This window comes from Caloramator sp. CAR-1, assembly GCF_030546345.1.
Classification (GTDB): Bacteria; Bacillota; Clostridia; order Clostridiales; family Caloramatoraceae; genus Caloramator; species Caloramator australicus.
Window position 1 is genome coordinate 1 of sequence record NZ_JAUONW010000028.1, and the last position, 19,214, is coordinate 19,214.

The following is a 19,214-nucleotide window of genomic DNA, read 5'->3' on the forward strand; positions in this document are numbered from 1 at the left end:
AAAAGCCTTCAAGGTAAGTAAGAAGAAAATAAAAGAAGCGATAAGAAAGATAAATAAATCTTCACGTGAAGTTATGAATAATATAACGATATTGAACATAGGGAAAGTAACGCCAATTTACAGGATATTAAAATCAATAAAATATGAAAATATAATTTAAGTTTTTTAAATTTAACAAACGCCTTGAAACTAGCTAATTTAAGGGGTTGTCTATAAAAATTAACCTACAATATCTTGACACTATCGAGGCCGATTTAAGGCCTCTTTTTGTCAATTTTGCTTAAATTATGCATTTAGTTTTTCTTTAGCTAAGTTTACTAACTCAGCAAATGCCGCTGCATCGTTTACTGCAAGATCAGCAAGCATCTTTCTGTTTATTTCAACTCCAGCAAGCTTCAAGCCGTTGATGAACTTTGAGTATGAAAGACCATTTGCTCTTGCTGCAGCGTTTATTCTTGCAATCCAAAGCTTTCTAAAGTCTCTCTTCTTTAGCTTTCTACCAACGTATGCATATTGTAAGCTCTTCATTACAGCTTGCTTTGCAATTCTGTAGAGCTTGCTCTTTGCACCATAGTAACCCTTTGCAAGCTTCATTATCTTTCTACGTTTTTTATGTGAATGCACTGCTCTTTTAACTCTAGCCATATTCCCTACCTCCTTCTAGCCTTATGCGTAAGGCAATAATTTCTTTAGCTTCTTTACTTCTGCAACATGAACTAAAGTTGCCTTTCTAAGTCTTCTCTTTCTCTTTGCATCCTTCTTAGTTAATATATGACGATGATATGCATGGGATCTCTTAAATTTTCCTGATGCAGTCTTTTTAAATCTCTTTGCTGCACCCTTATGTGTCTTCATTTTTGGCATAGAACTTCCTCCTCTCGCTTACTGTTTCTTTGGGGTAAGTACCATAAACATGTTCTTTCCCTCAAGCTTTGGCTGTTTTTCTATAACACCCACTTCAGAGAGCTTATCTGCAAATCTTTTTAAAACTTCCTCTCCTAGATGGGAATGTTCTGCTTCTCTACCTCTAAATTTTACTGTAACTTTTACCTTGTCTCCATCCTTTAGGAACTTTTCAGCATTCTTTGCTTTAACGTTTAAATCATGCTCGTCGATGTTAGGAGTAATTCTAATCTCCTTAACATTGATAACCTTTTGCTTTTTCTTTGCTTCCTTTTCCTTTTTCTGCTGTTCATAGATGAACTTGCCGTAGTCCATTATTTTGCAAACAGGTGGTTTAGCCTGTGGTGCAATCAAAACTAGGTCAAGCTGCTTAGATTCAGCGATTTCAAGTGCCTTTTTTGTTGGCATGATTCCAAGCTGAGTTCCGTCGGAATCGATAAGTCTAATTTCCTTTTCACGAATTTCTTCGTTAACTAAATGTTGTTTGTTAATAACGTTCACCTCCTAATTTTTTACAAAACAAAAAGCGGATGGTAGTCCATCCGCATAAGTCCACTATAACCTGAAGAAACCTTACTACCTTTGGCGTAAGGTGAGAAGCGGATGGCTTCTACTTATACCTTTATTAGGATAACACTAAATATAGGATTTGTCAATATGTTTTAAGTTATATGTTGCTTATCTTTTTATCTATTTCTTCCCTTATCCTTGCTGCAAAGGCTTCAAATTTCATTGCACCAAGATCTCCTTCTTTTCTTGACCTTAATGATATATTTCTGTTTTCAACTTCCTTGTCGCCTAAAATTATCATGTATGGAACCTTTTGAAGCTGAGCTTCTCTTATCTTGTAGCCTATCTTTTCATTTCTTAGGTCGCTCTCTGCCCTTACGTTCATTTCCTTGAGCTTTTCTTCTATTTCCTTTGCATATTCGTTTGCCCTGTCTGTTACAGGAAGTATCTTAACCTGAACCGGAGCAAGCCATGTTGGGAAGGCTCCTGCATAATGCTCAATAAGTATTCCTATGAATCTTTCTATACTACCGAAGATAACCCTGTGAATCATAACAGGTCTATGTTTTTCTCCGTCTTCACCTATATAGTATAGGTCAAACCTTTCTGGCATTTGGAAGTCAAGCTGAATAGTTCCGCACTGCCATGTTCTTCCAAGACAATCCTTTAAATGGAAGTCGATCTTTGGACCATAGAAGGCACCATCACCTTCGTTTACCTTGTATTCAAGTCCTGCTGCATTAAGTGCTTCGATTAATGAATTTGTTGCATGTTCCCAATCCTCATCGCTTCCCATTGAATTTTCAGGTCTTGTTGAAAGCTCAACGTGATATTCAAATCCAAATAGTTTATATACATAGTCAATAAAGTTTATAACCCCTAAAACCTCATCCTTTATTTGGGATGGAAGCATGAAAATGTGGGCATCGTCCTGAGTAAAGCATCTAACCCTCATAAGGCCGTGTAGAGCACCTGAAATTTCGTGTCTGTGAACAAGTCCAAGTTCACCAAGCCTTAGAGGAAGCTCTCTATAGCTGTGCATTTGACTTTTATAAACTAATATTCCTCCTGGGCAGTTCATTGGCTTTACTGCAAAATCCTGCTCATCTATCTTTGTAAAATACATGTTTTCCTTGTAGTGATCCCAGTGTCCTGATCTATGCCATAGAGATTCGTTAAGTATTATTGGAGTTTTTATTTCCTTATATCCCCTCTTTTGATGTTCCTGCCTCCAGAAGTTTTCAAGCTCGTTTCTTATAACCATTCCCTTTGGAAGGAAGAATGGGAAGCCTGGGCCTTCCTCCATTATTGCAAATATTTCAAGCTCTTTTCCTAGCTTTCTGTGGTCCCTCTTTTTAGCTTCTTCTAGAAGGTTCAAATATTCTTCAAGTTCGCTCTTTTTAGGAAAGGCAGTTCCGTAAATTCTTTGAAGCATCTTATTCTTTTCGTTCCCTCTCCAGTATGCCCCTGCAACGTTTAACAGCTTAAAGGCCTTCACCTTTCCTGTTGAGGGAACATGAGGTCCAGCACAAAGGTCAACAAATTCTCCCTGTTTATAGAAGGATATAGTCTCTCCCTCTGGGATGTCGCCGATGAGCTCTACCTTATAAGTTTCGTTTCTATCCTGCATGTATTTTATAGCCTCATCCCTTGAAAGTTCGAATCTTTCAAGCTTATAATCTTCCTTTACTATCTTTTCCATTTCCTTTTCTATGCTTTCAAGCATTTCAGGAGTGATTGGAAAATCCGCATCAAAGTCGTAGTAAAATCCATTTTCAATAGAAGGTCCTATTGCAAGCTTAACGTCAGGATATAGCCTTTTTACTGCCTGAGCCATAATATGGGCTGCAGTATGTCTTAGTGCTTCCCTTCCTCCTTCATCCTCAAAAGTTAATATTTCTAAAGTGCAATCCTTATCGATGATTGTAAAAAGATCCTTAACCTCGCCGTTTATCTTTGCTGCAAGGGCGTTTTTATAAAGTCCCATGCTAATTTTTTTTGCCACTTCCTCTGCTGATATAGGTGCATCCAATTCTAACACCTTTCCATCCTTTAAAGTTACCTTTATCATAAACTAACCTCCTTTTTAAGTGCCTGGCACTTAAGATTTAAGTTTTTATACCAAAAAAGGCCTTCCATCCCCATGGGACGAAAGGCCTGTACTTCCGCGGTTCCACCCAAATTGGTAAAAACCCTCTCAAGGCTTTAACGCAGCCAACGCCTTTCCCTACTCTCATAGATTTCAGGAAGGAGCTTCGGGGTGGTTTTCAATCTCTAATGTTAAGGAAACCTTCCAGCCGACGGATTTCCCTCTCTGGTAACATATCAAGATTTACTCGTCCCCATCATAGCCTTTATCTTTTTAAATATTCTACATCCTAAATATAAACTTGTCAATCCTAAATTATTTTTCCACTTTTAATTATATTGCACTCCTCACAGCTGTCGCAAAAATAGGTCCTGTCTATGAATATATTTTTAATGGTTTCAATTATCTCTTTATTTTTGCAGTTTTCCACCGAGTGAATAACTATTCTTTTAGGTGCACATGTTACGATAACGCTTAAAAGTATGTCGTCTATCGTTGTATCTCCATTTGAATTAAAGGTTTCAAAGTCTGAAAATAGGTCCTTTGTTATGTTGTTAAGGCTGTCATCCTTTAGTATATATTCTCCATTTAAATCTACAAATATATTTAAAACTTCATATTTGCTCTCCTGGATGTCAACGAAATATCTTAAAAGCTTGATAAATTCATCGTATTCCTTTTCGATGATATATTCATCAATCATCCTTTCAAGAATCTCGTTAACTTCTTCCTTTATAAACCTTAATCTAAACTTTACAAAGCCGTCAATTATTATTTCATCGCTCTCCTGTAAAAACTCCTCCACCTTTCTGTATATCGTGTTTCTATGCCTCATGCTGTTTATAACATCGTCAACGGAAAGAATTCCTGTTCCTGAAATAAAGGCCATACATTTATTTTTTATTTTATTTATATCGTCCTCAGTAAAATAGGTGCAATTTTCTCTAATTAGCTTATTTAAAATCTCAAACTCATAATTTTTAATTATATAATCATAAATTATATCCGCTGCATAGCTTATAAACAAATCCCTATAATTTTCAAAATTTCTTATGTCCTTCTCGCTATCCTTAAGTATAAATTTTATATAATGGTATTCTCCAACATCGCTTTCAACAAGGGCTATATTTACATCATTACCCTTTAAATACATGCAAAGTTCATTAAATCTATCGTAAAGCTCATTACCTTCCTTATTAAAACCAACCGATAGGAGAAGCAACTTTATCACTCCCTTCTAGTTTAGTATATGTGCCTTATAGCAACATATACAGGGAATTTTTATCCCATTATACAATATTCCTTTAAAGGAACTATTGTGCCAAAGTCTAGAAGGGGACCTTTATACAAGTATTGCCATTTAATGTTGTATTTTGACAAAAAATTTTTTATACTATCGCCCTCTGGATGATAATCAAGGCTCCCATAAAAGGCTAAATTATCCTTTGCAATAAGTCCAGTTGCTCCTCCTATAAATCCAAAGTTTAATCCTTCCAATACTATATGTCCGGATTTTATAAGTAGGCAGTTTATTCCTTCCTTTGTAACTTTTTTGTATATTCCTTTATCCGATGTAATTATGGTATTTTCATTTACTATGCTGATTGAACACTTTGAATACCCTTGCTTTACATCTATTATTTTAACCCCCTGTTTATAAAACTCCTCAAGTAAAATATCATCGGTATATTTTATATTACATATAGCAAATTTACCAACTCTTGCAACGTTATAATAAACATCCTCAGGATATTTTTCTTTAACTTCCTTTTTGCCGGGTATTATTTTAAAACCTTCATTTTCAAGACTATAAACAACCTTTTCGGAAATATTAGGTGCAACGATTATTTTTTCTTCTCCTAAATGATGTATCATTATATCAGGGTGATAGGATATGGCATCATAGGTTGAAATCCTTTCAGTTTTTATAATTTTAATATTCAATTCAAAAAAGGCTCTTTCAATTTCCTTAGGAACTCTCCCATCTACTACTACAAGGGAAACTTTACCCTTTGGAAGATTGGGATCCTTTAAAAAGCTTTCCACTACAAAATCTCCCTTCTTCTAAAGAGAATTGAAAAACCTAAAAGGCCGATTATTCCGCTTACTATAAAGGCATTGTGAGGTCCTATATATTTTGCAAGGGTTCCAGAGTATAAACTTCCTATTGGCGTTAAGCCCCCAAAAACCAAAGAATAAACGCTCATTATTCTTCCCCTCATCTCATCAGGAGCATTATACTGAAGTATGCTATTAGAGGTTGTATTAAAGGATATCATAAAAAATCCTAAAAATACAAGAACTATTATGGCTAAATTATAGCTTTTTACTATTCCTAAAAGAATTAAAAATATAGATAATCCAAAGGAACCTATAAGCTGATAATAAAGGGTCCTTTCCTTTTTACCTTTAACTGCAACAAACACAGCACCAACAAGAGCTCCAAGTCCTAACGATGATAAAAGTATTCCATAGGCCTTTTCCTTCATCATTAAATAATCCCTTGTATATATTGGAACTAATACATTAAAGTTCATACAAAATGTTGGGATTATTACAAGGGAAATTATTGTATATAAAAGCTTAGGATTACTCCTTATAAATCTTAATCCTTCCTTTATATCCTTTAATGGATCCTTTATTTCTTTTCTTGCTGAAACATCCTTCATCCTCATCATCAAAAGCCCAATTAAAACAGCAAGAAAGCTCAGGGCATTAAATAAAAAGCACCATTTTGCACCAAAGTCCGCCATAACCTTTCCTGCAACGGCAGGACCTACAAGCCTTGCAGCGTTAAATGCGGCAGAATTAAGTCCAATTGCGTTTAAAAGGTGTTCTTTACCCTCAACAAGCTCAACGACAAAGGATTGTCTTGTTGGATTGTCAAGGGCCTGAACAGAACCTATAAAAAACATTATTAAAAGTATTATAGGATAACTTAGTTTATTGTAAAATAAAAGAATATATAATATAAATGCAAATAGTAAAAGCATGCTTTGGGTGAATATTAATATTTTTCTTTTTGGGAATCTCTCTATAACAAGCCCCGCAAATAAAGAAAAGGCAAATAAAGGCGTAAACTGAACCGCCGTCATAAGCCCCGATAAAAATCCATCCCTTGTCATGGAGTAAACAAGCCAATTTAGTGCTGCATTTTGCATCCAGGTTCCGATAAGGGAAATCGCCTGACCTGTCCAAAACAGCCTGTAATTCCTATGAGTAAATGCAGGAAAATATTCCCTTAGTAAATTTGCCAACCCACTCATCCCCTTAAAATTTATTTAATCTAATCATATATGTCAGAGAACTCGATATTTATTTTTTCTATTTTATTACTTATGCTATAAGAAAAATTTTCATTATTTGATTCAATAATTCTTACCGGAAATTTTACAACAAACTCTGTCCCTTCGCCTAAGGTGCTGCTTACACTTATCTCTCCTCCATGAAGTTCAACAAGCTGCTTTACTAGATATAAACCTATACCGCTACCTTCATGTTCCCTTCTAAACAAAGTCTGAGCCTGCCTAAATTTATCGAATATGACATTTAATTTGTCCTCAGGAATCCCAATACCAGTATCCTTTACCTTAACTTCAATATAATCTTCCTTATCCTCAAAATTAACATAAATCTTATCGCCTTCATCCGTAAATTTTATAGAATTTGACATAAGGTTTAAAATGATCCTTTCAACCTTATCCGGATCAAGGGCCATGAATTTCTCCTCAACATTAGTATCAAAAATTACCTCTCTATTTTTTGAACTTGCATAATCGGCTACTGACATTACTATATCCTCAATAAGTTCGACAGCATTAACATTTACAAGATTTAGTTCATAAAAGCCTAAATCTAACTTAGTTATATCCAAAAGATTATTTATTAACCTCATAAGCCTATAGGAATTTTGCTTTATCATCTTTAAATATCTCATCATCTTTTCTTTGTCGATCTCATCATTTTTTATAGTATTTTCCATAAGCTGACACGATGAGAAGATTATATTAACTGGCGTTTTAAACTCATGGGATACATTTGCTAAAAATTCCGACTTATGTTTTTCTAACTCTAAGGTCTGTTTTAGTTTTTCTTGTTTTTCTTTAATCTCAAAATTTAGTGTTATAATTTTTTGGGATATATTAAATCCAACATAATAGGATACTGTTGATATAAATATAATTAATATAAGTGCTATGAAAAATATGTAATGAGTTCTATTTAAAATTTGCTTTAATATGTATTCCTTAGGCACCCTAGTAACCAATCTCCAGTTGTTTTTATTGTCTATCTTTGAAAAATAAGCATATGTATCTATTCCCATATATTCGTATTCAATAAATCCACTATCTTCACTTAAAACCTTATATCCATTATTAGGATTCTCTAAATTTATAGGATGGTTTTTGTTTAAAATATTTTCCCTTAAAATAAAATCCTTATTAGGATGGCTCAATGCAAGGCCGTTTTCGTCAATCAAATAGGAATATGAGTTTGCATCGTTAATCTTCAAGCCTGAAATTAAATTTTGAAACACGTCCTTTTTTAAAACCACACCAAATACACCTTTAAATATCCCTTTATCATCGTAAATTGGAATTGCCATTATAATTGAAAAAGTGTTGCCATCTAATTTTTCTGCCGTTATAACATTTTCCCTTTTGATTATTTTATTAAAAAAATTGAATTTACTTAAAACATTCAACTTTACTCTTGATGATATTGCATGTCCATTTTCATCTGAAACAAATATATAATCAAGACTTTCTACACTGTCTCCCATGGAATTTTCTATTTTATTTAGTAAAGTTAAATCCTTTGCTCTTTCAAAATCCAAATCATAATTATCAGCATACATTTTCATAATAGCAAAATTTTTATTCTGCCAATTGTTTATAAGTCGTGCATAAACCCTGATATTATTTAAAGTAAAATCCTTAATAGTATCATTAAGGATAAGCTTAGTAATATTAACAACCATTAAAAGAAAAATCAAAATAGTAGTTAACGATATAACTACAGAAATAATCAAGTTCAAATAATTCCTTCTAATTTGCCAAATTCTCTCCATATGCCCCACCATCTATTTTTTATTAAATTTCTCAACAGTGAAAAATTAAGCCCCTTATAATACAGCACTGTCTAAAATATATAATAACATAAATTTAATCATTTTTCAAAATTTTTCTACAAATACCAACATAATAAAACAGCCTGCAATTTGCAGGCTGTTTATGGAGGCGGCACCCGGATTTGAACCGGGGATGAAGGTTTTGCAGACCTCTGCCTTACCACTTGGCTATGCCGCCATATTAAGTTGGAGCGGGAAACGGGACTCGAACCCGCGACTTTCACCTTGGCAAGGTGACGCTCTACCAACTGAGCTATTCCCGCATGGTGGCCAGAGCCGGAATCGAACCAGCGACACGGGGATTTTCAGTCCCCTGCTCTACCTACTGAGCTATCTGGCCATGGCGACCCAGAAGGGGCTCGAACCCTCGACCTCCGGCGTGACAGGCCGGCACTCTAACCAACTGAGCTACTGGGCCGCGTGGTGGGCACCACAGGGCTCGAACCTGTGACCCTCTGCTTGTAAGGCAGATGCTCTCCCAGCTGAGCTAGGCGCCCACATCGCATATTCATTATAGCATCTTTGATTTACCTTGTCAACACCTCATCAGCGGCGCTGACATGTTATATAATATATTATTTTTTCACCCTTGTCAACACCTTTTTATAAGTTTTCTATCATATTTTTTATTTCTTCCTTTTCAAATACATATTTAGTATTGCAGAAATGGCACTGAAGCTCTATCCTGTCTTCCTCTTCATATAGTCTATTTAATTCTTCTCTGCCAAGGGCTATAAGGGCCCTTTCTACCCTCTCCCTTGAACAATCGCATTCATACTTACACTCTATCTTTTCATAAATCTTAAGGTCCATATCATCAAAAAGCATGTTTAAAATATCTTCACCGCTTTTCCCCTCTGCAATAAGCTGTGATAAAGGAGGTATTTCCTGTAACCTAAAGGTTATTATGTCAGCTAAAAACTCATTTGCTCCAGGCATCATTTGAACTATAAGCCCACCTGCTGCTTTTATAGAAATATCAGTATCTACCAAAACCCCAAGGGCTACTGCTGATGGAACCTGTTCTGACACAGTAAAATAGTAGGCAATATCATCCCCTATTTCACCAGTTCTTATCGGAACCTGCCCAACATAGGGTTCTCTAAGTCCTAGATCTTTAACTACATTTAAAAACCCGTTCCTACCAACAGCTCCTCCAACATCAAGCTTTCCCTTTTCATTAAGAGGAAGATCAACCTCTGGGTGAGAAACATAGGCCTTAACATTTCCCTTAGAATTAGACACGGCAACTAAATTTCCCAAGGGGCCTCCCCCATTCATAGTAAGGGTAAGAGTATCCTTCTCTCCCTTTAACATAACCCCCATCATAGAAGCTGCTGTAATAAATCTTCCAAGTGCTGCTGATGCTGTAGGCGAAAGATTATGTATTTTTCTTGCTTCTTCCACCATATCTGTTGTTATAGCTGCAAAAAGTCTTACATCTCCATTTGCTGCTGTTGCTCTTAATATATATGCCATAAAATTCCCTCCTATTTTCTTACTACAAACGTAATTCGTTCAGACGTTTCCTTATCTTTGTTAAAGGAATAATTTTCATAGGTTTCAACATCCTTAAATCCAACACCCTTTAGTAAATTAATCATTTCATCCTTCGAATAGGCCCTTTGGACATGATGTTCATCTATCCTTCTGTAGAGTTTTCCTTCTTTAACAAACATTGTTATATACATATCTATTATATTTTCATCAACATAATTGTCCCAAATATATGAATAATCCTCTTCATTATACGTAAATGTATTGTTACCTATCAAGTTTTTTAGTTTATATTCGGAACTTATATCAAATATAAATAATCCATCATCCTTTAAAAGATTATAGACCTTTTTTAAAACATTGAAAAGTTCCTCATCCTCAATTAAATAATTAAATCCATCACAAAAGGAAAATACAAAATCAAATTTTTTGTCTATGTCTAATTCCGTCATATCCTCATTAATAAAAATTACTCCTTTACTTTTCACCTTGTTTCTTGCAATGTTGAGCATTTCCTCAGATATATCAACGGCAACCACTTTCATTCCTAAGTTTGAAAGTCTCAAAGTCATGTTGCCCGTTCCACATCCAAGTTCTAGAGCAGTTTTATCGATAAAATCAATATCATATCTTTTAAATAGCGATTCTAAAAACTCAATCCAATTGTCATAATCTACATCCATCATTTTATCATAATAAAAGGCAAGATCTTTATATTGCATCCTCTTCCCACCTTTAAATCTGGAATCCTTTTAGTTTATTTTATGATATAATAATTTTATATTATAAAATATTAATTGTCCATTTTAATTTAAAGGGGGATCAAAATGCTTTATCCATTGTTTTTTGAGCCGGTTTATAAAAGTATTATTTGGGGTGGAAGAAAGTTTGAAACTTATTTTAAAAGAAATATTCCAAAGGGTAATGTTGCCGAGAGCTGGGAGATTTGCTGTCATAAAAATGGAATGAGCATAATAAAAAATGGTCCTTTAAAGGGAAAAGCATTAGATGAAGTAATTAAGCTCTATGGTAAGGAAATTCTTGGTAAAAAATACGATAGTTTTCCTCTTCTTATAAAGCTTATCGATGCCAACGATAAATTATCCATACAAGTTCATCCGGATGATGATTACTCTAAAAGAGTTGAAAATCAGCTTGGAAAAACAGAAATGTGGTATGTTATAGACGCTAAAGAAGATGCAAAACTTGTTTACGGGCTTAAGAAGGGGACAACTAAAGAAAGTTTAAAAAAAGCATTAGAAGAAAATACTGTTGAAGAGATTTTAAACTTTGTTCCTGTGGAAAAGGGCGACATAATTTTTATACCTTCAGGAACAGTTCATGCAATTTTAGATGGACTTTTACTGGCAGAAATCCAGCAAAACAGCGACATAACCTATAGACTTTACGATTGGAATAGAGTTGATAAGGACGGAAAAAAAAGAGAATTGCATATAGATAAAGCCTTAGATGTTATAGATTATGATTTTGAAGGAAAAGTATTAAAACCAATTTTCATAGAACTTGATGGTTACAACATAGCAAAGGCAGTAAGCTGCAAATACTTTAATGTAGATATAATTAATGTAAAGGAAGAATTCAAAGACAAACCAAATAACTCCTTTATAATCTTTACTACAATCGAAGGTGAAGGAAAATTAATATATGATAGAGATTATGAAATAAAAATGGGGGATAGTTTTCTAATTCCTGCCTCCCTAGGTGAATTTAAAATAAAGGGTAATTTAACATTACTTAAGACAACAGCATAGCTATTCGTTCCATTTTCGTCCTGCATCCTTGTTAAGCTTTGTCATAATTCCACCTATTCTTCCTGTTTCTTCTGCGGTTAAACCGCTCCAACCGTATTTTTTTACTTTATCTAAAAGTCCTAATTCCTCAGCAATTTCATATTTTAATTTTTCTCTTTCCTTTTCCTTTGGAGTAAGTTCCTTTTTGGATTTTAGCTTTGCCTTTACTACCTTCTTAAAAGGTGTAGCCATAAAAACACCTCCCTAGTTTTATTATTACAGGGAGGTGTTTTTTTATTCATTAATATAAATGACAAGCTACATAATGTCCTGGGCTAACCTCTTTAAGCTGTGGATTTAGTTCTCCGCAGATTGGCTTTGCATGTTTGCATCTTGCTTTGAATCTACATCCAACAGGCGGATTTATTGGGCTTGGAACTTCTCCTTCAAGCATAATTCTTTGACGCTTTTTTTCAACTTCTGGGTCTGGTATCGGTATTGCTGATAAAAGCGCCTGAGTATATGGATGCAAAGGATTCTTGTAAAGTTCAAAGCTTTCTGCCAGCTCAACATTTACACCAAGATACATAACCGCAACCCTATCTGAAATATGCTTAACCATCGCAAGGTCGTGGGCAATGAAAAGGTAAGTCAAGCCAAGTTCCCTTTGAAATTTTATAAGCATATTTACAATCTGAGCTTGGATTGAAACATCAAGAGCTGATATAGGCTCGTCACAAACTATAAATTTAGGTTCTACCGCAAGGGCTCTTGCGATACCTATTCTTTGTCTTTGCCCACCCGAAAACTCGTGTGGGAAACGGTTAGCATGTTCCTTGTTAAGTCCAACCATTCTTAAAAGTTCATAAACCCTTTCTAATCTTTCTTTTCCAGTGTATATTCCATGAATATCTATTCCTTCTGCTATAATATCCCCAACAGTCATTCTTGGATTTAATGAGGCATATGGGTCCTGGAAAATAATTTGTGCCTCTTTAGTATATTCCTTTTTCTCTCTTCCTGAAAGCTTATGCACATTTTTTCCTTCAAATAAAACTTCACCATCAGTTGGACTATATATTCCAAGTATAGTTCTTCCCGCTGTGGTTTTACCACAACCGGATTCTCCAACCATACCTAATGTTTCACCTTTTCTAATATATAAATTCAAATCGTCAACTGCCTTTAAGATGGCATTTTTCCCTACTCTAAAATATTTTTTCAAATTTTTAACTTCAACTAATACCTCATCTGAAACTTGACCTTTTTGTTCAGTTATTCTTACTTCTGACATTATAATACACCTCCTCTACCAACAGGAATGTCCACTTTTGGAGCATACTCATGATGTAACCAGCAAGCTGCTTCATGAGTTTCGCTAATCTTTGTAACTGGTGGTGGAACTTCATCACAAATTTGCATTCTGTATTGACATCTTGATGCAAATGGACATCCCTTAGGCGGTGCTATAAGGTCTGGTGGAGTTCCTTGTATTGATATTAAGTCCTCCTTCTTTTCTGAGTCAAGTCTTGGAACTGCCCTTAAAAGAGCCCATGTATATGGATGCTGTGGATTATAGAATAATTCCTCTGCGTTTCCTCTTTCAACTATTTGTCCTGCATACATAACTATCAATTTTTGTGCTATATCTGCAACAACGCCAAGATCATGAGTAATAAGAATTATTGATGTTCCAAGCTTCTTTTGAAGCTCCTTCATAAGGTCGATTATTTGCGCCTGGATAGTAACATCAAGGGCTGTTGTTGGCTCATCAGCAATAAGTATTTTAGGATTGCATGCAAGAGCTATGGCTATCATTGCTCTTTGTCTCATACCACCTGAAAATTGGTGTGGATATTGGTTTGCTCTGCTTTCTGCGTTTGGTATATTAACCATTTCCAGCATCTTTACTGCTTCTTTAAAAGCTTCCTTCTTTGACATACCCCTATGGATCATAAGGCTTTCTGCAATCTGCAAACCTACCTTCATAGTAGGATTTAAAGATGTCATTGGGTCCTGGAAGATCATACTAACTTCAGCACCTCTATATTGTTGCCATTCCTTTTTTGAAAACTCTAAAATATTTTTCCCCTGGAATAATATTTCGCTTCCCTTTTTGATCTCCCCCGGAGGCGTCTGAATGAGCCCCATTATAGCCTTTGAAGTAACTGTCTTTCCACAACCTGATTCACCTACTATTGCTAAGGATTCACCCTTATCAAGGGTAAAGGATACTCCTCTTACTGATTGAACTTCCCCTGCGTATGTATGATATGAAACTCTTAAATTTCTTACTTCAAGCAATCTTTCCATGGCACAACCTCCTTTATTGACGTAGTCTTGGGTCTAGAGCATCTCTTAGACCATCACCAAGTAAGTTAAATGCAAGCATTGTTAAGCTTATCGCTGCTGCTGGGAATATTAACTGATATGGATAAAAATCCATGTTTTGCTGTCCAAATGCAGCCATTGCACCCCAGCTTGTGTTTGGAGGTTGCACTCCAAGACCTATAAAGCTCAAGAAAGCTTCTGCAAAAATGTATGAAGGTATATTAAGGGACATATAAACAATTATTATACCTATAGTATTTGGAATAAGGTGTTTTATGATTATTCTTGCAGGATCAGCACCAAGGGCTTGAGCTGCAAGAACGTATTCAGATTCCTTAAGCTGCAATATCTGTCCTCTTACGATTCTTGCAATACCTGTCCAACCTGTTAAAACTAGGGCAAGTATTAGGGAGAATAATCCCTTTTCAAATACTATTGATATCAATATAACAACTATAAGGTATGGAATTCCTACAATAACTTCAACAATTCTCATCATAACATCATCAACTAATCCGCCAAGGTATCCAGAAATTCCACCATATAGTGCACCTACAACTGTGCAGATGAAAGTTGCAATTAAACCTATAGCTATAGATACACGTCCACCCTTCCATAATCTAACAAAAATATCTCTTCCAAGCTGATCAAGCCCAAACCAGTGTTCTTTAGTAGGTGGAGTATTTGCAAGCTCAATAAATTGCTCTTCAAATCCATAAGGTCTTAAATAAGGACCTACTATACACATCAATATTATCACTAGCAAAAGATACATGGAAAACATTGCAACCTTATTCATCTTTAGTCTTCTCCATGCATCCTGCCAATAGGTTATATTAGGCCTCATTATCGCATCGGCATTTTGGCCTTCACATCCTAATATTTGAAACTTTTCCTTGTTGAGTTCAAGCATATTATCCCCCCTATCTCTTTTCACCAGTTACTCTAATTCTTGGGTCAATTACACCATAAAGAATATCTACTATAAGTAGGGATAGAATAAATAGGAATGCAAAGAATACTGTAGTTGCCATAATCATTGTGTAATCTCTTGCGTTTATACTTGCAACATAGTATTCACCAAGTCCAGGTATAGCAAATATTCTTTCTATAACAAAGGTTCCTGTGATGATACCTGCAATCTGAGGTCCTAATATCGTTATAATTGGTAATATAGCATTTCTTAAGATATGTTTCCAAACTATCTGAACGTTAGGAACACCCTTTGCTCTTGCTGTCATTATATAGTCCTGGTTAATAACATCTAATACGGATGATTTCATATATCTTGAATATATTGCAATACTACCCAATGACAATGCAAATGTAGGTAATACCGTATATCGCCATCCCGAGAACCAAACATTTTCAGAAGGCCATCCAACTATTGGGAAGAATCCCCCTGCTAAATACTTCTGAATAAGGGCTGCAACGACGAAGCTCGGGACAGAAACACCTACTAAGGCTATAAAGATTACAAGATAATCTATCCATGTATTTTTGTAAAAGGCAGCTAAAATACCCAAAATAAGACCTATAATTAATCCAAAAAATACAGCCTGAAGTCCAAGTCTTGCTGATGCAGGGAATTTTTCTTTTATTATGTTATTAGCTGTTTCACCCGGGAATTCTATAGATTCCCCAAGATCTCCATGTAATAGATTCTTTAAGTAAATTAGATACCTAATGTGAACGGGTTTATCAAGTCCATATCTTTTTCTTAAATTTTGTTGAATTTGAGGTGGAAGCTGCTTTGCCTTATTCCTTATTGGGTCACCAGGCAAAGTATTCATAAGAAAAAAGGTAGCTGTAATGATTACCCACATGGTTAACACCATGTATCCAATTCTTCTTAAAAGATACCTTGTCATTTTTCATCCCCCTTTAATATTTTTTTAGTTATTATTAAATAAAAACTTTAAAATCCCCCCTTCTAATTTGAATAAATATATTTAAAAAAATATTTTTGACGTTTAAAACTACGTTTTTTAAAAATTTATAATTTAATTTCTTTTTCGACAATTAATATTAAAAAAAATTAATATTTCACATTTCGACATTTTCCTTGCCATTTTTCTTCGTTTTTTGAATTTAATTATATCTAAATCTTGCAAATGTATAATAACATCATTTAAACTCATTGTCAATTTTTCCTATGGATAAATTTTAAAGATATCTTAATTTTTATTAATTATATGGTATAATACATCTAATAAATATTTTTTTCATAGATTATTATTGAATATATTTAAGGAGGGATTACCATGCCAAAGGTTGCAGTAGTTGGTGCCACCGGAATGGTTGGTAGAATGATGTTAAGGGTTTTAGAGGAGAGAAATTTCCCCATCGATGAACTTTATCTTTTTGCTTCGGCAAAATCAGCAGGAAGTGAAATAGAATTCAAAGGAAAAAAATATATAGTTGAGGAATTAAAGGAGGATTCCTTTGATAGAGGAATAGATATTGCTCTTTTTTCAGCTGGTGCCTCAACAAGTTTAAAATTTGCAAAAATTGCTGCATCAAAGGGATGTGTTGTAATAGATAATAGCTCAGCATGGAGGATGCACGATGACGTTCCGCTTGTTGTTCCTGAAGTAAACCCAGAAGATATAAATTGGCATAAAGGAATAATAGCAAACCCTAACTGCTCCACGATCCAAGCGGTTGTTGCATTAAAGCCCCTAGATTTAAAATACAAAATTAAAAGAATAGTTTATTCAACATATCAAGCAGTTTCAGGTGCAGGTCAGGGAGGATATGAGGATCTTCAAAATGGTATAAAAGGGATTGCACCTAAAAAATTTATTCACCCAATCGCATTCAACGTTATCCCCCACATAGATGTTTTTATGGATAACGGTTACACAAAGGAAGAAATGAAAATGATTGAAGAAACAAAAAAGATAATGCACAGACCTGATCTTAAAATTACTGCAACTACAGTTAGGGTGCCTGTTTACCACGGCCACAGTGAGTCTATAAATGTCGAGTTTGAAAAAGATTTTAATTTAGAAGAAATTAAAGAAATACTTAAAAACAGTAAAGGCGTTATATTAATGGATGATCCTTCAAACAATATTTATCCAATGCCGATTTTAGCAGAGGGGAAGAACGAAGTATTTGTTGGAAGATTAAGAAGGGACTTTAGCGTAGAACATGGTCTTAATATGTGGGTTGTTGCAGATAACATAAGAAAAGGTGCTGCAACTAATGCTGTTCAGATTGCTGAACTTATTGTAAATAACTAATTGTAACCTAGAACATTTTGTGCATATAATAATATTAAGTATATTTTTAGAGAGGATGGTTTATATGACTCTTTTCAAGGGTTCAGGGGTTGCTATAGTAACTCCATTTAAGGAGGATGGCGTTGACTTTAAAAAGCTTGAGGAGCTTATTGAATGGCATATTGAAGAAAAAACAGACGCAATAATAGTATGCGGAACTACCGGCGAAGCGTCAACAATGAGCGAACAAGAAAGAAAGGAAACTATAAAGTTTACAGTAGATGTTGTTAAGGGAAGAATCCCTGTTATTGCAGGAACAGGTTCTAACAATACTAAGGCTGCTGTTGAAATGTCAAAATGGGCTGATTCTATCGGCGTTGATGGCCTTTTAGTTATCACACCATATTATAACAAGACAACCCAAAGGGGAGCTATTGAACACTTCAAGGCAATAGCATCTCAAGTTAAAAAGCCGATAATTATCTACAATGTTCCATCAAGAACTGGGTTTAATATTTTGCCTGAAACTCTCTATGAACTATCAAAAATAGAAAATATAGTAGCTGTAAAGGAAGCAAGCGGCAATATAACTCAAGTTGCAGAAATTGCTCAGCTCTGTGGCGATAATTTAGACATATATTCAGGCAACGATGATCAAGTTGTTCCAATGATGGCCCTTGGTGCAAAGGGAGTTATTTCTGTTGTTGCCAATATCCTTCCAAGGGATACCCACGATATGTGCGAAAAGTGGTTTAATGGGGATATAGAAGGTTCAAAACAACTTCAATTAAAGATGCTACCACTTATTAAAGCCCTCTTTATAGAAACAAATCCAATTCCTGTTAAGGCCGCAATGAACCTTATGGGAATGAATGTTGGAACATTAAGGCTTCCACTTGTTGAAATCTCTCCAAAGAACCTTGAAATACTCAAGCAGGAAATGATCAAATACGGAATCAAGTTATAGAGGTGAAGATATGAAGGTTTTATTACATGGTTGTAATGGTAAGATGGGTCAGGTATTGACAAGAATAATATCTCAAATGGAGGATATGAAGATCATTTGTGGTGTTGATAGGGAACCTAATAAAATAAAAAACCCTTATCCTGTTTATGACTGCTTATCAAAGGTTCAGGAGGATGTTGATGTTTTAATAGATTTTTCAAACCACTCGGCCTTAGATTCTATTTTAGAGTTTGGACTTAGTAAAAATGTTCCCCTTGTAATATGCACAACAGGGTTTTCTCCTGAAGAAAAAGAAAAGATGAAGAAGGCTTCTGAAAAAATTCCAATATTAAACTCAGCAAATATGTCTATTGGAATTAACCTTATAACTAATCTTTTGAAAAACATCGCTCCAATACTTTATGGAGATTTTGACATTGAAATCATCGAAAAGCATCACAATCAAAAGCTTGATTCACCAAGCGGAACTGCTCTTATGCTTGCAGATGCTATAAATTCATCCCTTCAAAATAGCTTAGAATATGTTTACGGCAGGCATTCTAAAACTGATAAAAGAAAAAAGGAGGAACTTGGAATCCATGCAATAAGGGGCGGTGCTATAGTTGGCGAACATTCTGTTATTTTTGCAGGCGCAGGAGAGGTTATTGAAATAAACCACTCTGCACTATCAAGGGATGTGTTTGCCTATGGTGCTATAAGGGCTGCAAAATTCTTAGTAGGAAAAAAGCCTAATTTTTATACAATGAATGATGTATTAAAATAAATGAAAAGCTCACCTTAAGGTGGGCTTTTTAAATAGGAGGAAGAT

Annotated in this window: 19 protein-coding genes, 5 tRNA genes and 2 other annotated features; of the genes, 4 read left to right on the plus strand and 20 right to left on the minus strand. The window is 34.9% G+C overall.

Annotation, left to right across the window (positions count from 1 at the left end):
• Positions 1-285 precede the first annotated feature (285 nt).
• The 15 genes from rplT to Q3V94_RS08255 all read right to left on the minus strand — a co-directional run bounded on the left by rplT (position 286) and on the right by Q3V94_RS08255 (position 10,852).
• Positions 286-645, minus strand: coding sequence for a 50S ribosomal protein L20 (gene rplT / locus Q3V94_RS08185; RefSeq protein WP_008908022.1), 360 nt, complete (start codon positions 643-645; stop codon positions 286-288).
• Positions 646-666: 21 nt separating this feature from the next.
• Positions 667-864, minus strand: coding sequence for a 50S ribosomal protein L35 (gene rpmI, locus Q3V94_RS08190; protein ID WP_008908021.1), 198 nt, complete (start codon positions 862-864; stop codon positions 667-669).
• 18 nt (positions 865-882) lie between these two features.
• Entirely contained in the window at positions 883-1,404 is a 522-nt protein-coding gene (infC, locus tag Q3V94_RS08195; RefSeq protein WP_008908020.1) for a translation initiation factor IF-3, read from the minus strand.
• Between the two features lie 11 nt (positions 1,405-1,415).
• Positions 1,416-1,525, minus strand: a sequence feature (ribosomal protein L20 leader region).
• 45 nt (positions 1,526-1,570) lie between these two features.
• Positions 1,571-3,484 (minus strand): threonine--tRNA ligase, encoded by a 1,914-nt coding sequence (gene thrS, locus Q3V94_RS08200; RefSeq protein WP_008908019.1) that lies wholly within the window; start codon positions 3,482-3,484, stop codon positions 1,571-1,573.
• Between the two features lie 70 nt (positions 3,485-3,554).
• Positions 3,555-3,771: a binding site (T-box leader), on the minus strand.
• Between the two features lie 41 nt (positions 3,772-3,812).
• Positions 3,813-4,733 (minus strand): putative sporulation protein YtxC, encoded by a 921-nt coding sequence (gene ytxC, locus Q3V94_RS08205; RefSeq protein WP_192811173.1) that lies wholly within the window; start codon positions 4,731-4,733, stop codon positions 3,813-3,815.
• Between the two features lie 50 nt (positions 4,734-4,783).
• On the minus strand, positions 4,784-5,548 hold the full coding sequence (locus Q3V94_RS08210) for a DUF6873 family GME fold protein (RefSeq protein WP_303526778.1): 765 nt from the start codon (positions 5,546-5,548) through the stop codon (positions 4,784-4,786).
• Positions 5,548-6,759 (minus strand): MFS transporter, encoded by a 1,212-nt coding sequence (locus tag Q3V94_RS08215; RefSeq protein WP_008908016.1) that lies wholly within the window; start codon positions 6,757-6,759, stop codon positions 5,548-5,550. Before Q3V94_RS08215 ends, Q3V94_RS08210 begins: the two co-directional genes overlap by 1 nt.
• A gap of 29 nt (positions 6,760-6,788) precedes the next feature.
• Complete coding sequence (locus Q3V94_RS08220) at positions 6,789-8,573, minus strand: sensor histidine kinase (RefSeq protein ID WP_303526781.1); 1,785 nt, start codon at positions 8,571-8,573, stop codon at positions 6,789-6,791.
• Between the two features lie 164 nt (positions 8,574-8,737).
• Positions 8,738-8,811: transfer RNA gene (locus Q3V94_RS08225), tRNA-Cys, on the minus strand.
• A gap of 9 nt (positions 8,812-8,820) precedes the next feature.
• Positions 8,821-8,896: transfer RNA gene (locus Q3V94_RS08230), tRNA-Gly, on the minus strand.
• A gap of 1 nt (position 8,897) precedes the next feature.
• Positions 8,898-8,973: transfer RNA gene (locus tag Q3V94_RS08235), tRNA-Phe, on the minus strand.
• Position 8,974: 1 nt separating this feature from the next.
• Positions 8,975-9,051 (minus strand) — tRNA-Asp (locus Q3V94_RS08240).
• Positions 9,052-9,054: 3 nt separating this feature from the next.
• Positions 9,055-9,130, minus strand: a tRNA-Val gene (locus Q3V94_RS08245).
• 106 nt (positions 9,131-9,236) lie between these two features.
• Complete coding sequence (gene hslO / locus Q3V94_RS08250) at positions 9,237-10,112, minus strand: Hsp33 family molecular chaperone HslO (RefSeq protein ID WP_008908770.1); 876 nt, start codon at positions 10,110-10,112, stop codon at positions 9,237-9,239.
• 11 nt (positions 10,113-10,123) lie between these two features.
• Positions 10,124-10,852: a class I SAM-dependent methyltransferase gene (locus Q3V94_RS08255; protein ID WP_008908771.1), complete on the minus strand. Its 729-nt coding sequence runs from the start codon at positions 10,850-10,852 to the stop codon at positions 10,124-10,126.
• A 105-nt stretch (positions 10,853-10,957) separates the two neighbouring features.
• On the opposite strand from Q3V94_RS08255, the gene Q3V94_RS08260 reads away from it, so the two are divergent.
• Positions 10,958-11,902, plus strand: a complete 945-nt coding sequence (locus Q3V94_RS08260) for a type I phosphomannose isomerase catalytic subunit (protein ID WP_040305693.1) — start codon at positions 10,958-10,960, stop codon at positions 11,900-11,902.
• Here the strand turns inward: Q3V94_RS08260 and Q3V94_RS08265 are convergent, their stop codons facing one another.
• The 5 genes from Q3V94_RS08265 to Q3V94_RS08285 are packed head-to-tail and all read right to left on the minus strand — an operon-like array spanning position 11,903 to position 16,083.
• Positions 11,903-12,133 carry a small, acid-soluble spore protein, alpha/beta type gene (locus Q3V94_RS08265; RefSeq protein ID WP_008907851.1) on the minus strand — a complete coding sequence of 77 codons (231 nt, stop codon included), beginning with the start codon at positions 12,131-12,133 and terminating at the stop codon, positions 11,903-11,905.
• 49 nt (positions 12,134-12,182) lie between these two features.
• Positions 12,183-13,175, minus strand: a complete 993-nt coding sequence (locus tag Q3V94_RS08270) for an ABC transporter ATP-binding protein (RefSeq protein ID WP_008907850.1) — start codon at positions 13,173-13,175, stop codon at positions 12,183-12,185.
• A complete protein-coding gene (locus Q3V94_RS08275) occupies positions 13,175-14,194 on the minus strand; it encodes an ABC transporter ATP-binding protein (protein WP_008907849.1) in 1,020 nt (339 codons plus the stop codon). Before Q3V94_RS08275 ends, Q3V94_RS08270 begins: the two co-directional genes overlap by 1 nt.
• Positions 14,195-14,207: 13 nt before the next feature.
• On the minus strand, positions 14,208-15,125 hold the full coding sequence (locus Q3V94_RS08280; protein ID WP_008907848.1) for an ABC transporter permease: 918 nt from the start codon (positions 15,123-15,125) through the stop codon (positions 14,208-14,210).
• 10 nt (positions 15,126-15,135) lie between these two features.
• A complete protein-coding gene (locus tag Q3V94_RS08285) occupies positions 15,136-16,083 on the minus strand; it encodes an ABC transporter permease (protein ID WP_008907847.1) in 948 nt (315 codons plus the stop codon).
• Between the two features lie 393 nt (positions 16,084-16,476).
• Between Q3V94_RS08285 and Q3V94_RS08290 the strand changes: the two genes are divergently transcribed.
• The 3 genes from Q3V94_RS08290 to dapB all read left to right on the plus strand — a co-directional run bounded on the left by Q3V94_RS08290 (position 16,477) and on the right by dapB (position 19,169).
• Complete coding sequence (locus Q3V94_RS08290) at positions 16,477-17,460, plus strand: aspartate-semialdehyde dehydrogenase (protein WP_008907846.1); 984 nt, start codon at positions 16,477-16,479, stop codon at positions 17,458-17,460.
• 64 nt (positions 17,461-17,524) lie between these two features.
• Entirely contained in the window at positions 17,525-18,406 is an 882-nt protein-coding gene (gene dapA / locus Q3V94_RS08295; protein WP_008907845.1) for a 4-hydroxy-tetrahydrodipicolinate synthase, read from the plus strand.
• A 10-nt stretch (positions 18,407-18,416) separates the two neighbouring features.
• Complete coding sequence (gene dapB, locus Q3V94_RS08300; protein WP_008907844.1) at positions 18,417-19,169, plus strand: 4-hydroxy-tetrahydrodipicolinate reductase; 753 nt, start codon at positions 18,417-18,419, stop codon at positions 19,167-19,169.
• Positions 19,170-19,214: the final 45 nt, after the last annotated feature.

Coding starts and splice junctions, on each gene's coding strand:
- rplT (WP_008908022.1), bottom strand. CDS start 645: ATGGCTAGAGTTAAAAGAGCAGTGCATTCACATAAAAAACGTAGAAAG.
- rpmI (WP_008908021.1), bottom strand. CDS start 864: ATGCCAAAAATGAAGACACATAAGGGTGCAGCAAAGAGATTTAAAAAG.
- thrS (WP_008908019.1), bottom strand. CDS start 3,484: ATGATAAAGGTAACTTTAAAGGATGGAAAGGTGTTAGAATTGGATGCA.
- Q3V94_RS08220 (WP_303526781.1), bottom strand. CDS start 8,573: ATGGAGAGAATTTGGCAAATTAGAAGGAATTATTTGAACTTGATTATT.
- hslO (WP_008908770.1), bottom strand. CDS start 10,112: ATGGCATATATATTAAGAGCAACAGCAGCAAATGGAGATGTAAGACTT.
- Q3V94_RS08255 (WP_008908771.1), bottom strand. CDS start 10,852: ATGCAATATAAAGATCTTGCCTTTTATTATGATAAAATGATGGATGTA.
- Q3V94_RS08260 (WP_040305693.1), top strand. CDS start 10,958: ATGCTTTATCCATTGTTTTTTGAGCCGGTTTATAAAAGTATTATTTGG.
- Q3V94_RS08265 (WP_008907851.1), bottom strand. CDS start 12,133: ATGGCTACACCTTTTAAGAAGGTAGTAAAGGCAAAGCTAAAATCCAAA.
- Q3V94_RS08270 (WP_008907850.1), bottom strand. CDS start 13,175: ATGTCAGAAGTAAGAATAACTGAACAAAAAGGTCAAGTTTCAGATGAG.
- Q3V94_RS08275 (WP_008907849.1), bottom strand. CDS start 14,194: ATGGAAAGATTGCTTGAAGTAAGAAATTTAAGAGTTTCATATCATACA.
- Q3V94_RS08280 (WP_008907848.1), bottom strand. CDS start 15,125: ATGCTTGAACTCAACAAGGAAAAGTTTCAAATATTAGGATGTGAAGGC.
- Q3V94_RS08285 (WP_008907847.1), bottom strand. CDS start 16,083: ATGACAAGGTATCTTTTAAGAAGAATTGGATACATGGTGTTAACCATG.
- Q3V94_RS08290 (WP_008907846.1), top strand. CDS start 16,477: ATGCCAAAGGTTGCAGTAGTTGGTGCCACCGGAATGGTTGGTAGAATG.
- dapA (WP_008907845.1), top strand. CDS start 17,525: ATGACTCTTTTCAAGGGTTCAGGGGTTGCTATAGTAACTCCATTTAAG.
- dapB (WP_008907844.1), top strand. CDS start 18,417: ATGAAGGTTTTATTACATGGTTGTAATGGTAAGATGGGTCAGGTATTG.